Origin of the sequence: Streptomyces sp. NPDC001406, from assembly GCF_042895285.1 — a bacterium.
Taxonomy (GTDB): Bacteria; Actinomycetota; Actinomycetes; order Streptomycetales; family Streptomycetaceae; genus Streptomyces.
Map to the genome: position 1 here is coordinate 286,617 of NZ_JBIAWG010000008.1, position 11,923 is coordinate 298,539.

10 protein-coding genes and 1 pseudogene are annotated in these 11,923 nt (G+C 69.9%); 9 read left to right on the forward strand and 2 right to left on the reverse strand.

The window, feature by feature from the left end:
• The first annotated feature begins 61 nt into the window (after positions 1 to 61).
• A complete protein-coding gene (locus tag ACFY1J_RS21580) occupies positions 62 to 1,789 on the forward strand; it encodes a GAF domain-containing protein (protein ID WP_390731684.1) in 1,728 nt (575 codons plus the stop codon).
• Between the two features lie 107 nt (positions 1,790 to 1,896).
• Positions 1,897 to 2,319: a pyridoxamine 5'-phosphate oxidase family protein gene (locus tag ACFY1J_RS21585; RefSeq protein WP_390707983.1), complete on the forward strand. Its 423-nt coding sequence runs from the start codon at positions 1,897 to 1,899 to the stop codon at positions 2,317 to 2,319.
• 73 nt (positions 2,320 to 2,392) lie between these two features.
• On the opposite strand, the gene ACFY1J_RS21590 is transcribed toward ACFY1J_RS21585, so the two are convergent.
• A complete protein-coding gene (locus ACFY1J_RS21590; protein WP_390707984.1) occupies positions 2,393 to 3,085 on the reverse strand; it encodes a response regulator in 693 nt (230 codons plus the stop codon).
• 218 nt (positions 3,086 to 3,303) lie between these two features.
• Between ACFY1J_RS21590 and adhP the strand changes: the two genes are divergently transcribed.
• From adhP to ACFY1J_RS21620, 6 genes are all read left to right on the forward strand, one after another.
• Positions 3,304 to 4,314 carry an alcohol dehydrogenase AdhP gene (adhP, locus tag ACFY1J_RS21595; RefSeq protein WP_390731685.1) on the forward strand — a complete coding sequence of 337 codons (1,011 nt, stop codon included), beginning with the start codon at positions 3,304 to 3,306 and terminating at the stop codon, positions 4,312 to 4,314.
• Positions 4,315 to 4,449: 135 nt separating this feature from the next.
• A complete protein-coding gene (gene ppdK / locus ACFY1J_RS21600; RefSeq protein WP_390731686.1) occupies positions 4,450 to 7,134 on the forward strand; it encodes a pyruvate, phosphate dikinase in 2,685 nt (894 codons plus the stop codon).
• A 167-nt stretch (positions 7,135 to 7,301) separates the two neighbouring features.
• Positions 7,302 to 7,979, forward strand: a complete 678-nt coding sequence (locus ACFY1J_RS21605; protein ID WP_390731687.1) for a CBS domain-containing protein — start codon at positions 7,302 to 7,304, stop codon at positions 7,977 to 7,979.
• A gap of 111 nt (positions 7,980 to 8,090) precedes the next feature.
• Positions 8,091 to 8,555, forward strand: coding sequence for a cyclic nucleotide-binding domain-containing protein (locus ACFY1J_RS21610; RefSeq protein WP_390707988.1), 465 nt, complete (start codon positions 8,091 to 8,093; stop codon positions 8,553 to 8,555).
• 41 nt (positions 8,556 to 8,596) lie between these two features.
• Positions 8,597 to 9,283, forward strand: a complete 687-nt coding sequence (locus ACFY1J_RS21615) for a CBS domain-containing protein (protein WP_390707989.1) — start codon at positions 8,597 to 8,599, stop codon at positions 9,281 to 9,283.
• 69 nt (positions 9,284 to 9,352) lie between these two features.
• Positions 9,353 to 10,924 (forward strand): oleate hydratase, encoded by a 1,572-nt coding sequence (locus tag ACFY1J_RS21620; RefSeq protein ID WP_390707990.1) that lies wholly within the window; start codon positions 9,353 to 9,355, stop codon positions 10,922 to 10,924.
• Positions 10,925 to 10,927: 3 nt separating this feature from the next.
• On the opposite strand, the gene ACFY1J_RS21625 is transcribed toward ACFY1J_RS21620, so the two are convergent.
• Complete coding sequence (locus ACFY1J_RS21625) at positions 10,928 to 11,476, reverse strand: hypothetical protein (protein ID WP_390731688.1); 549 nt, start codon at positions 11,474 to 11,476, stop codon at positions 10,928 to 10,930.
• Between the two features lie 160 nt (positions 11,477 to 11,636).
• Here ACFY1J_RS21625 and ACFY1J_RS21630 point away from each other — a divergent pair.
• Positions 11,637 to 11,915, forward strand: a pseudogene (locus ACFY1J_RS21630) (hypothetical protein); the annotation flags it as partial.
• Between the last annotated feature and the right edge of the window lie 8 nt (positions 11,916 to 11,923).

An 11,923-nucleotide genomic window follows, 5' to 3' on the forward strand; every position in this document is an offset into this window, starting at 1 on the left:
GGAACAGGGCCGTTCGGGCATGATGCGGGGGTGCGACTGGCACCTTTCGGAAGGAGCGGGAATGGCGGAGAGTCCGGCCGACGATCGCAGGAGGCGTTCGGCGGCGCCTCAGTTGCGGCTGGATGAGCTGCTGGAGGGGCTGCAGGCCCAGGTCGAGCAGGTGCGTGCGACCCGTGACCGCGTGCACACGCTGCTGGACGCGGTACTCGCCATCGGCTCCGATCTGGATCTCGACGTCGTCCTGCGGAGAATCACCGAGTCCGCGGTGAGCGTCGTGGACGCGCGGTACGGGGCACTCGGGGTGCTGGGTGACGAAGGCCGGATCAAGCAGTTCATCACGGTCGGTATGGACGAGGACACGATCGGTGCGATCGGCCACTACCCCCACGGCCAGGGCATCCTGGGGCTGCTGATCCGGGAGCCCGAGCCGCTGCGGCTGGCCGACCTGGGCCGGCATCCCGATTCGGTGGGCTTCCCGGCGGGCCACCCGCCGATGACCACGTTCCTCGGGGCACCGGTGCGGGTCCGCGACCAGGTGTTCGGAAACCTGTATCTGACCGACAAGCGCGGTGGCGCGGAGTTCGACGACGATGACGAGGCGGTACTGCGCACCCTCGCGGCCGCGGCGGGCGTGGCGATCGACAACGCCCGGCTGTACGAGGACAGCCGCCGCAGGGAGCAGTGGCTGACCGCGAGCAGCGAACTGACCCGCAGTCTCTTGTCCGGCACCGATCCGGTCCGGGTGCTGCACCAGGTCACGTCGACCGTCAGAGCTCTGGCGGAGGCGGATCTGGTCACGCTGGCGGTGCCGCTCGACGGCGGCGAGCTGGTGATCGAGGCTGCCGACGGAGAGGGCGCCGAGCGGGTGCGCGGGCTGGTACTGCCGACCACCACACTGGCCTCGAAGGTCTACCAGTCCAATGAACGGATCACCAGCGGCGCACTGTCCCAGGAGGCGCAGGCCGGGGGCGGATCCGCGGCGCAGATCGACCTCGGGCCCGGGTTCCTGCTGCCGCTCGGCGGGGACGAGTACGTGCGCGGGGTACTGCAGGTCGCCAATCTGCCGGGCGGTGCCGAGTTCTCCGACGCCATCATGACCATGATCGGTGGCTTTGCCGATCAGGCCGCGCTGGCGCTGGAGGTCGCCGACCACCGGCGCGAGGCCGAGCACCTGCTGGTCCTGTCCGATCGTGACCGCATCGCCCGCGACCTGCACGACCTGGCCATCCAGCGGCTCTTCGCCTCCGGGCTGACCCTGAACTCGGTGCTCGGACTGCTCTCCGACCGGCCCAACGTGGCCGAACGCGTACAACGGGTGGTCGACGACCTCGACGACACCATCAAGACGGTACGGGGCACCATCTACGCGCTGCGCGAGCGGGACCGCACCGACGGGCGTGGCGGGCTGCGCGCGCAACTGCTGGCCGAGACCGACCAGGCCGCCGCCGTGCTCGGCTTCACCCCGGCCCTGCGCATGACCGGGCTGCTCGACACCGACGTGCCGGCCGGTCATGCCGAGCAACTCCTTGCGGTGCTGAGCGAAACCCTGTCGAACGCCGCCCGGCACGCGCACGCCACCGCCGTCGAGGTCACCGCCGAGACGGACGGGCGACGACTGCGCCTGCGCGTCGCCGACAACGGCCGGGGACTCGACCCCACCGTCACCCGCCGTAGCGGCCTGGACAACCTCAGCCAGCGCGCCACCGCCCTCGGCGGCGACTTCACCCTCACGGCGAACGAACCCGCCGGCACCGTCGCGGAATGGACGGTGCCGCTGCCCGCGCAGTGAGAGGCCCGATCCCCGCCCTGGTGGTCCGAAGCGGAGAGCAACGAAGCGGAGAGAAACAGGGCCGATCGGCCCTATTCCCGGACGGCGAGCATCAGGACGATGGGCGGATGTTCCAAGACGACGCCTTTCGCGCACTCGACCGGCCGGAATGCCTGCGCCTGCTGGGCAAGGTGCCGATCGGCCGTGTGGTGTACACCCGTAAGGCGCTGCCCGCGGTCCTGCCGGTGAACTTCTCCCTGGACGCGGACTCCTCCGTGGTGCTGTTCACGTCATCGGGCTCCGACCTCGTCCGCGCGATCGACGGTGTCGTGGTCGCGTTCGAAGTGGACGACTTCCGGGCGGAGACCCAGTCGGGCTGGAGCGTGGTGGTCACCGGCAGGGCCGAGATCGTGACCGACCCGGCCGAGCACGAGCGCCTGTCACGCACCGGTCCTCGCTCCTGGATGCCGGTGCGCGACGGGGTCTTCGTACGGATCGAGTCCGAGATCGTCACCGGACGCGAGCTCCACGGGACGGTCGAGGCACGCTGAAACGCCCCCCCGGGGCGGACGACGCGTCCTGACGGATCGGCGCTGTCTTCCGGGAGGCCGACGACGAAGGCGCTCAGTTCCCGGCTTGCTTGAGCCGGTCCTGGGCCTGTGTGGCGATGACCGCGGCCTGGATGCGCCGCTCCACACCGAGCTTGGCCAACAGGCGCGAGATGTGGTTCTTCACCGTCTTCTCGGCGAGGTACAGCCGCTGGCCTATCTGGCGGTTAGTCAGGCCCTCCCCGATCAGGGCCAGGATCTCGCGCTCGCGGTCGGTCAGGCCCGGGAAGGCGTCCGGCTCCTGCTCCCGCTCCTGAGCACCGCGCAGCCGGGCCATCAGCCGGGAGGTGGCGCTGGCGTCCAGCAGGGACTGGCCGGCGGCGACCGTTCGCACGGCGGACACCAGGTCCGAGCCCTGGATCTGCTTCAGGACGTAACCGGACGCGCCCGCCATGATCGAGTCGAGCAGTGCCTCCTCGTCGTCGAACGAGGTCAGCATCAGACAGGCCAGATCCGGCATCTGTGAACGCAGTTCGCGGCACACGGTCACACCGTCGCCGTCCGGCAGGCGCACATCGAGCACCGCCACGTCCGGACGCAACGCGGGGACGCGCGTCAGTGCCTGCTCCACCGTCCCGGCCTCGCCGACCACGGTGATGTCCGGATGGTCGTTCAGCAGGTCGTGCACCCCGCGTCGTACCACCTCGTGGTCGTCCAGCAGGAAGACCCGGATGGGGTTGTCGGGACCGGGTCGCTCGCTGTCCGCCATTGATTGCTCCTCATGCCGCGTCGTCTGTTCTGTTCTCCGGTGCCGGAACGAGCCCGGCGGACCTCAATTGTTCCCGGTCTGTCAAATCTTGCGGGACGGAGGGCCGTACGACCAGGGCCGAGCGGCCTCGCACCCGGGACGTCCAGTACTTCCTGACGAGCCGCGGCTCGTTCGACGCTGGGAGCACAACGCACCGAACCGTGCTCAAGGAGCAGGCAATGAAGGCAGCAGTCGTCAGGTCCTTCGGCGAGCCGTTGGTGATCGAGGAGCGCCCCGACCCGCGGCCCGGCCCCGGCCAGGTCCGTATCCGTCTCGAGGCGTCGGGACTGTGCCACACCGACATCCACGCCGCTCACGGGGACTGGCCCGTCAAGCCCACCCTCCCGTTCGTCCCCGGACACGAGGGCGTCGGCATCGTCGAGGCGCTCGGGGAGGGAGTGACCCACCTGGACCTCGGCCAACGGGTGGCCGTGCCCTGGCTGGGCTGGGCGTGCGGTCGGTGCGAGCACTGTCTGTCCGGCTGGGAGACGCTGTGCGAGCAGCAGCAGAACACCGGCTACAGCGTCGACGGCGGCTACGCCGAGAAGATGCTCGCGCCGGCCGACTTCGCCGCGCCGGTCCCCGACGGCGTCGACCCGCGCGACGCCGCGCCGCTGACCTGCGCCGGGGTCACCACGTACAAGGCACTGAAGGTCGCCGGGGTCCGCCCGGCGCAGCTGGTGGCGATCTCCGGCGTCGGCGGGCTCGGTCACCTCGCCGTGCAGTACGCGAAGATCGCCGGAGCCACTGTCGCCGCGATCGACGTCACCGACGACAAGCTGGCCCTCGCCCGCGAACTCGGCGCGGACATCCTCATCGACGCCCGCAAGGAGGACCCGGCCGAGGTGCTCAAGCAGCACGGCGGCGCCCACGCGGCGATTGCGCTGGCGGTCGCCGAGCAGGCGTTCGCGGCCGTCTACGGCGGTCTGCGGCGCGGCGGCAAGCTGGTCATGGTCGCCCTGCCCGCCGGAGGCACCATCCGGGTGCCGATCTTCGACACCGTGCTGAACGGCACCTCCGTCATCGGCTCCATCGTCGGCACCCGCCAGGACCTGAACGAGGTGTTCCGGCTGCACGCGGCCGGACGCACCAAGGTCATCTACGAGACCCGGCCCCTGGAGACCGTCAACGAGTCGATCGCCGAGGTCCTCGACGGGCGGGTCAAGGCACGCATCGTCTTCGAGATGTGACCCGCCCCGCCACACACCGCGCGTCGAGCGTCCGCAGCCCTGCACCGCCCGGCGCGCGCCGAGCCCGCACCTCCCCGGGCACCAGTAGCCCCGCACCTCCCAGGCACCAGTAGTCGGAAGGAAGCACACACCGTCATGGACCGCTACGTGTACGCGTTCACCGAGGGCGGCCGCGACATGGCCGACCTGCTCGGCGGCAAGGGAGCCAACCTGGCCGAGATGACCCGGATGGGCCTGCCCGTGCCGCCCGGGTTCACCGTCACCACGGAAGCCTGTCGCGCCTTCCTCGCCACCGGCGCGGAACCGGACGGGATGTCCCGCGCGATCTCCGGACACCTCTCGCTTCTGGAGGCCGGTGCGGGGCGGGTCCTGGGGCAGCCCGACGACCCGCTGCTGCTGTCCGTCCGCTCCGGCGCGCGGTTCTCCATGCCCGGCATGATGGAGACCATCCTGGACATCGGCCTCAACGACGAATCCGTGCACGGCCTGGCCAAGTCCTCCGGGAACGAGCGCTTCGCCTGGGACTCCTACCGCCGCCTTGTGCAGATGTTCGGCAGCACCGTCATGGGGGTCGACGGCGCGCTGTTCGAGAAGGCCATGGCCGACTTCAAGCAGGCCCGCGGCGCCGCGGACGACCTGGGCCTGGACGCGGCAGATCTGGCAGCGCTCGTCGAGACCTACAAGGAGCTGATCCGGCACGAGACCGGTGAGACCTTCCCGCAGTCCCCCACCGAGCAACTGCGGCGCGCGGTCCTCGCCGTCTTCGAGTCGTGGAACGGCGAGCGCGCCCGTCTCTACCGCCACAGGGAGCACATCCCCGACGACCTGGGCACCGCCGTCAACGTACAGACCATGGTCTTCGGCAACCTCGGCCCCGACTCCGGCAGCGGCGTCGCCTTCACCCGCGACCCGGCCACGGGACAGCCCGGACTGTACGGCGACTATCTGCCCAACGCGCAGGGCGAGGACGTCGTCGCCGGGATCCGCAACACCGTCACCCTGACCGACCTGGAGCGGCTGGATCCACGGTCGTACGCGCAGCTGCGCGACCACATGCGGACCCTGGAGCAGCACTACCGGGATCTGTGCGACATCGAGTTCACCATCGAGCGCGGCCGGCTGTGGATGCTGCAGACCCGGGTCGGCAAGCGCACCGCGGAGGCCGCGTTCGCCATCGCCGCCGAGCTGGTCGACGAGGGCCTGATCAGCGCCGATGAGGCCCTGGCCCGCGTCACCGGAGACGGCCTCGCCCATCTGATGTTCCCCCGGTTCGACACCACGGCCGTCGGCGAGGCGCTCGCGCACGGCCTGCCGGCCTCGCCGGGAGCGGCCGTCGGCGCCGCGGTCTTCGACTCCGCCGAAGCGGTCCGGCGGGCCGCCGCGGGAGAGAAGGTCGTCCTCGTACGCCAGGAGACCACACCCGACGATCTGCCGGGCATGATCGCCGCACAGGCCGTACTGACCAGCCACGGCGGCAAGACCAGCCATGCCGCTGTCGTCGCGCGTGGCATGGGCAAGGTCTGCGTCTGCGGTGCCGAAGGGGTCGGGGTGGACACCCAGGCCCGCCGGTTCACGGTGGGTGACACCGTCGTCGAGGAGGGCACGGTGATCTCAGTCGACGGCTCCGAGGGCACCGTCCACCTGGGCGCCGCTCCGCTGGTCGACTCCGCGGTGATGCGGTACTTCGAGACGGGCGAGCGGTCGGACGGGGTGGTCGAGGCCGTGGCCCGCGCCATGGACCGGGCCGACGGCGTACGGCGGTTGGAAGTACGGGCGAACGCCGACACCCCCGAAGACGCCGCCCGGGCCCGCCGGTTCGGCGCGCAGGGCATCGGACTGTGCCGCACCGAGCACATGTTCCTCGGTGAACGCCGCAAGCTGGTCGAGGAGATGATCCTGGCCCGGACGGACGCCGAGCGCGAGCGGGCGCTGGAGGCCCTGTTGCCCCTCCAGCGACAGGACTTCACCGGCATCCTGGAGGCGATGGACGGCCTGCCGGTCACCATCAGGCTCATCGACCCGCCGCTGCACGAGTTCCTGCCCGACCGCACGGACCTCGCCGTGCGCGTCGCCGCCGCCGAGGCGCGTGGCGACGTCCCGGACCCGCGCGACGCCGAGCTGCTGGACGCCGTGAACCGTATGCACGAGGAGAACCCGATGCTGGGCCTGCGCGGGGTGCGTCTGGGGCTTGTCGTCCCCGGGCTGGTCGCCATGCAGGTGCGTGCGATCGCCGAGGCGGTCGTGGAGCGCGTGCGGGCCGGGGGCTCTCCGGAGGCGGAGATCATGGTGCCGCTCGTCGGTGCCGTGGAGGAGCTGCGTATCGAGCGGGAAGAAGTGGAACGGGTGCTGGCCGAGGTCTCCGAAGAGTCCGGCGTCCCCGTGCACTGCCCCGTCGGCACGATGATCGAACTGCCACGGGCAGCCCTGACCGCGGGCCGGATCGCCGAGGAGGCGGAGTTCTTCTCCTTCGGCACCAACGATCTCACCCAGACCACCTGGGGCTTCTCCCGCGACGACGTCGAGGCGGCGTTCTTCTCCGCCTACCTCGACAAGGGCATCTTCGCCGCCTCACCGTTCGAGACGCTGGACCGTACGGGCGTGGGCCGACTGATCCGGATCGCCGTGGCCGAAGGCCGTGCGGCACGACCCGGCCTGAAGATCGGCGTCTGCGGCGAGCACGGCGGGGATCCCGACTCCGTCCACTTCTTCCACGACGCGGACCTCGACTACGTCTCCTGCTCGCCCTTCCGCATCCCGGTCGCACGCCTGGAGGCCGGACGGGCCGCGCTCACCGGGACGGAAACGAGCGACAGCAGGTGACGGAGCGAGGCTCCTGAGACCTATCGACGGGTGGGCGGGTCAGTCCCCTGTCTCGGGACACTCGGCCCCTGCGCCGGGCGGCGTGCCGGAGGGAGCCTGGAGGGGTATCCGCACGGCTCCGAGGACGGGCCCGACGAAGACGGCAGACCAGGAAGGAAGTGGGCGGCATGGCCCGCACAGTCGGCGAGGTGATGACCCGGGACGTCGTCCAGGCGCACCGGGAGACACCGTTCAAGGTCGTGGCGCGGCTGCTCGACCAGCACCGGATCAGTGGGCTGCCCGTGGTGGATCACGACGACAAGGTCATCGGGGTGATCTCCGGGAGCGACCTGATCCGCCGCCAGGCGACCCGGCCCGCGGACGGCCCGGCACAGCGGAAACACCCGCACGCGCGGGACCACTCCCCCCGTCGCGCCGTCGCCGCCACGGCGGGGGAACTGATGTCGACGCCCGCGATCACCGTGCATCCGGAACAGAAGGTCGCGGACGCCGCGCGTGTGATGGAACGCCACGGTGTCGAGCGCCTTCCGGTCGTGGACGAGGAGGACCGGCTCATCGGCATCGCCACCCGCCGCGACCTGCTCCGCGTCTTCCTGCGCACCGACGAGGAGATCCGGCAGGAGGTCCTCGACGACATCCTGAACACCTTGTCCCTTCCGCCCCAGGACGTGGTCGTCTCGGTCCGGGACGGCATGGTCACGCTGGAGGGCCGGCTCGAACACCGGAGCGACATACCCCTGACCGTCCGGTCGACGTACCGGGTGGACGGAGTGATCGGCGTCGTCAACAGCCTGACCTTCCACCTCGACGACACCCGCCCGGCCGCCCACCAGGGCGGTCACTGATCGGACCCGGTGCCGAGCGGCCCGGTCACAGGGTCCAGTGGCCCATGGGCCGGACCGGCGCCATGGACGACGCTGGAAGAAGAGGCCGGTACGCCTTACTGGAGGCACGTGATGAACGCTCCCCCTACACCCGGCATGATGCGCGCGCTGCCTGTCGAGTATCGAGAACGGCTGATGCGCATGGCCCGGGAAGTTTCGTTCCCGCAGGGCGCCCGTCTCTTCGAGGAAGGGGGCCGAGCCGACCGGTTCTGGATCATTCGCACCGGCACCGTCGCCCTCGACATGAGGGTGCCCGGCCGTCGTGCGGCCGTCATCGAGACCCTCGGCCACGACGAACTCGTCGGCTGGTCCTGGCTCTTCGGCCCGCACAGCCGGCACCTGGGTGCCGAGACGACCAGCCCGGTGCGCGCCTACGAGTTCGACGCCGTCGCGGTCCGGTCGATGTGCCAGGACGACCCCGCGCTCGGCCTCGCCGTCGCCCAGTGGGTGGGTGACATCGTCGCCCACCGGCTGCGCTCGGCCCGCACCCGGCTGCTGGACCTGTACGCCCCTTACGGCAGCGGGAGCCTGCACTGACCGGTCCCACCCGTCGAAGCGGCCCAGACCAAGGAGGCACCATGACAGGCAGCCCGCACATCGTGAGCGACGTGATGACCCATACGGTCGCCGCGATCGGCCGCGGGGCCGGCTTCAAGGAGATCGTGCGGATGATGCAGGACTGGAAGGTCAGCGCCCTCCCCGTCCTGGAAGGCGAGGGCCGTGTCGTCGGTGTCGTCTCCGAGGCCGATCTGCTGCCCAAGGAGGAGTTCCGCGACAGCGACCCCGATCGGCGCACCCAGTTGCGCCGCCTGGACGATCTCGCGAAGGCGGGGGCCGTGACCGCGGGAGAGCTGATGACCGCTCCGGCACTGACCGTGCGCGCGGACGAGACGCTTGCCCAGGCGGCGCGGAGGATGGCCCACGCCAGGGTCAAGCGGCTCCCCGTGGTCGACGAACTGGGCATGCTGCAGGGCGTCGTCAGCCGTGCCGACCTGCTGAAGGTGTTCCTGCGGGACGACGAGGACATCGCCGAGGAGGTACGGCGGGAAGTGGTGTCCTATCTCTTCCCGGCGCCGGCGTCAGCGGTACGCGTCGTGGTGCGCGAGGGAGTCGTCCAGCTCGGTGGCAGTGTGCGGGACACGTCACTGGTCCCTGTGGCCGCGCGTTTGATCCGGGCCGTCGAGGGCGTGGTGGACGTGAAGTTCGACCTCACCCCACCGGTGGGCCCTTCGGGCCCGGAAGGTGCCCAACGGCCCACTGACTGAACCCTGCGCCACAGGAGACCCTGAGCTGCGCGGTTCCCGAAAACCCAAGTGAGAACCAGGAGTTGTGTGATGGCGAAGGCGTATCTGGTGGGCAGCGGTATCGCGGCACTTTCCGCGGCCACGTTCCTGATCCGCGACGGCGGCTTCCAGGGATCCGACATCCACCTCTTCGAAGGTCAACGGACCATCGGCGGAAGCCTGGACGCGGGTGGCACCTTCGACGCCGGCTACACCATGCGCGGCGGCCGGATGTTCGAGGCCGAATTCCGCTGCACCTACGATCTGCTGTCCGGCATCCCCACCCTCGACGATCCCGCCGTCTCCGTGACCGATGAAATCCTGGCCGGACACGAGGACTTCGCCTGGGACGACATCGCCCGCCTGGTCGACGGTGACGGCAAGATAGTCGACACCGGCTCGATGGGCTTCTCCGAGCGGGACCGGCTGGAGCTGATCCGGTGCCTGGCGACCCCTGAGGAGCACCTGGACGACAAGCGGATCACGGACTGCTTCGGCAAGCACTTCTTCACCACCAACTTCTGGTTCATGTGGTGCACCACGTTCGCCTTCCAGCCCTGGCACAGCGCGATCGAGTTCCGGCGCTACCTCAAGCGCTTCATTCACCTCTTCCCCGAGTTCGCCGCCATGTCGGGCATCCACCGAACCCGCTACAACCAGTACGACTCCATCGTGCGCCCGCTGACCGCCTGGCTGCGCGAGCGCGGTGTGACCGTGCACACCGGCTGCCATGTCACCGACCTCGGATTCGCGCCGGGAATCCACAGCGGTACGGTCGACACCCTGTTCCTGAGCCGGCACGGCGAGGACGAGACGGTTTCCGTGGCTCCCGAGGATCTGGTCCTGGTCACCAACGGCTCCATGACCGACGCCTCCAGCCTCGGCTCGCACACCTCCGCCCCGCCCCCGGCTCCCCATCGCTCGGAAGCCTGGCTCCTGTGGCATCGACTGGCCCGGGGACGCGAGAACTTCGGCAACCCGTCCGCCTTCGACAAGCACGTCAAGGAGTCCCACTGGGAGTCCTTCACGGTCACCTCCAAGGACCCCGCCTTCCTCGCGGCGCTGGAGGAGTTCAGCGGGCGCCCGGCCGGCAAGGGCGGGCTGATGACCTTCACCGACTCCAACTGGCTGCTCACCATCGTCGCCAACCGCCAGCCCGTCTACCGCGACCAGCCCGAGGACGTCGGAGTCTGGTGGGGCTACGGCCTGTTCCCCGACCGGGCCGGCAACCAGACGCCCAAGCCGATGACCATGTGCTCCGGTCGGGAGATCCTCGAAGAGGTGCTGCACCATCTGAAGTTCGACGAGCAGACGGCGGCGCGAGTTCTGGAGACATCCACCGTGGTGCCCTGCGTGATGCCGTACATCACCAGCCAGTTCCTGGTACGCCGTCGCGAGGACCGGCCCGAGGTCGTGCCGGACGGATCGGTCAACCTCGCCTTCATCGGCCAGTTCGCCGAAGTGCCCGACGACGTCGTCTTCACCGTCGAGTACTCCGTACGCACGGCCTGGACCGCGGTGGCCCAACTCCTCAAGCTCGACAAGCAGCCTCCGCCGGTCTACAAGGGCCATCACGACCCTCACGTACTGGCGAAGGCTCTGGAGACGATGCATCGCAGGTAGGACTCAACGGACGGACTTGCCGCCGGACGGGGTGACGGCGTACCACATCCCGTCCGCCGCCTGCCCGTTCGCCTGTCCGGCCGCCGTGTCGCCCATGTACCGGTACAGCGGCCAGCCTCCGAGGGTGAGCTGCGTCTTACCGTCCCGGTGAACCGTGCCGAGAAGGCTCTTCTCAACGCCCATGGTCTTTACGGAGTCCTGCACCATGACGGGCATCCAGGTCTTCGTACACGTACCGGAACATGTCCACTTGGACGGATGCGCCTGGTCCTTGTCATAGCGGTAGAGAGTCATCCCCTTGTCGTCGGTCACCACGCTGCCCACGCCCTCGACAGCCCTGGCCATCAGCGTGGTGGTGATGGCCAGGTGCCCGCTGCCGGCCGGTGCGGAGGCCGCGGGTTCCGAGGCGGCGGCCGTGGCCGTGGCGACCGGAGCGACATGAGAGGGGCTGGTACCGGAGGAGGCGTTGTCCATCGAACTGCCGCACGCCCCCAGGAGAAGCGCCGAGGCGAGCCCCGCGGCCGAGAGGAGGACGATGCGCTGCTGGTTCACGGAGCTTCCCTTCGCCGGGCGTTCTGCTTACTCCAGCAGTACGTCGGGCAACTCCCGCCCGCTCAGCCACCGGTGCCACATGGCGAAGCCTTGACCGAGACCGACGGAGCACCGGGGCCGTCACCGGGTATCGCTGCTCAGAACCCGGACGTACCGGTCGACGACCACCGGTCCGTACGAGGCATGGCAGGTGATCGGGCTGGTGCTGACCCTACTGGCACCGGTGTGCCTGGCGGCGTACCGGCGCTACGCGGCAGGCGCGGTGTTCGGCACCACCGTCGGCCTGACCGCTGCCGCGTATGACGACTGGCCGGACGACGGCAGCGGCCTCTTCATGGTCGGCGTGGGGATGGTCATGATGGGGAGCCTCGTCGTGACCACCGCTGTTTCCGCCGTGATCGCCTCCGCCACACGAGACGAAGGACGGATCGCGGCTTGATGGCATGC

Excerpts from the sequence above, each read along its gene's own strand:
- ACFY1J_RS21610 (WP_390707988.1), top strand. The coding sequence starts at position 8,091 with ATGAACGCTCCCCCTACACCCGGCATGATGCGCGCGCTGCCTGTCGAG.
- ACFY1J_RS21605 (WP_390731687.1), top strand. The coding sequence starts at position 7,302 with ATGGCCCGCACAGTCGGCGAGGTGATGACCCGGGACGTCGTCCAGGCG.
- ACFY1J_RS21590 (WP_390707984.1), bottom strand. The coding sequence starts at position 3,085 with ATGGCGGACAGCGAGCGACCCGGTCCCGACAACCCCATCCGGGTCTTC.
- ACFY1J_RS21615 (WP_390707989.1), top strand. The coding sequence starts at position 8,597 with ATGACAGGCAGCCCGCACATCGTGAGCGACGTGATGACCCATACGGTC.
- adhP (WP_390731685.1), top strand. The coding sequence starts at position 3,304 with ATGAAGGCAGCAGTCGTCAGGTCCTTCGGCGAGCCGTTGGTGATCGAG.
- ACFY1J_RS21580 (WP_390731684.1), top strand. The coding sequence starts at position 62 with ATGGCGGAGAGTCCGGCCGACGATCGCAGGAGGCGTTCGGCGGCGCCT.
- ppdK (WP_390731686.1), top strand. The coding sequence starts at position 4,450 with ATGGACCGCTACGTGTACGCGTTCACCGAGGGCGGCCGCGACATGGCC.
- ACFY1J_RS21585 (WP_390707983.1), top strand. The coding sequence starts at position 1,897 with ATGTTCCAAGACGACGCCTTTCGCGCACTCGACCGGCCGGAATGCCTG.
- ACFY1J_RS21620 (WP_390707990.1), top strand. The coding sequence starts at position 9,353 with ATGGCGAAGGCGTATCTGGTGGGCAGCGGTATCGCGGCACTTTCCGCG.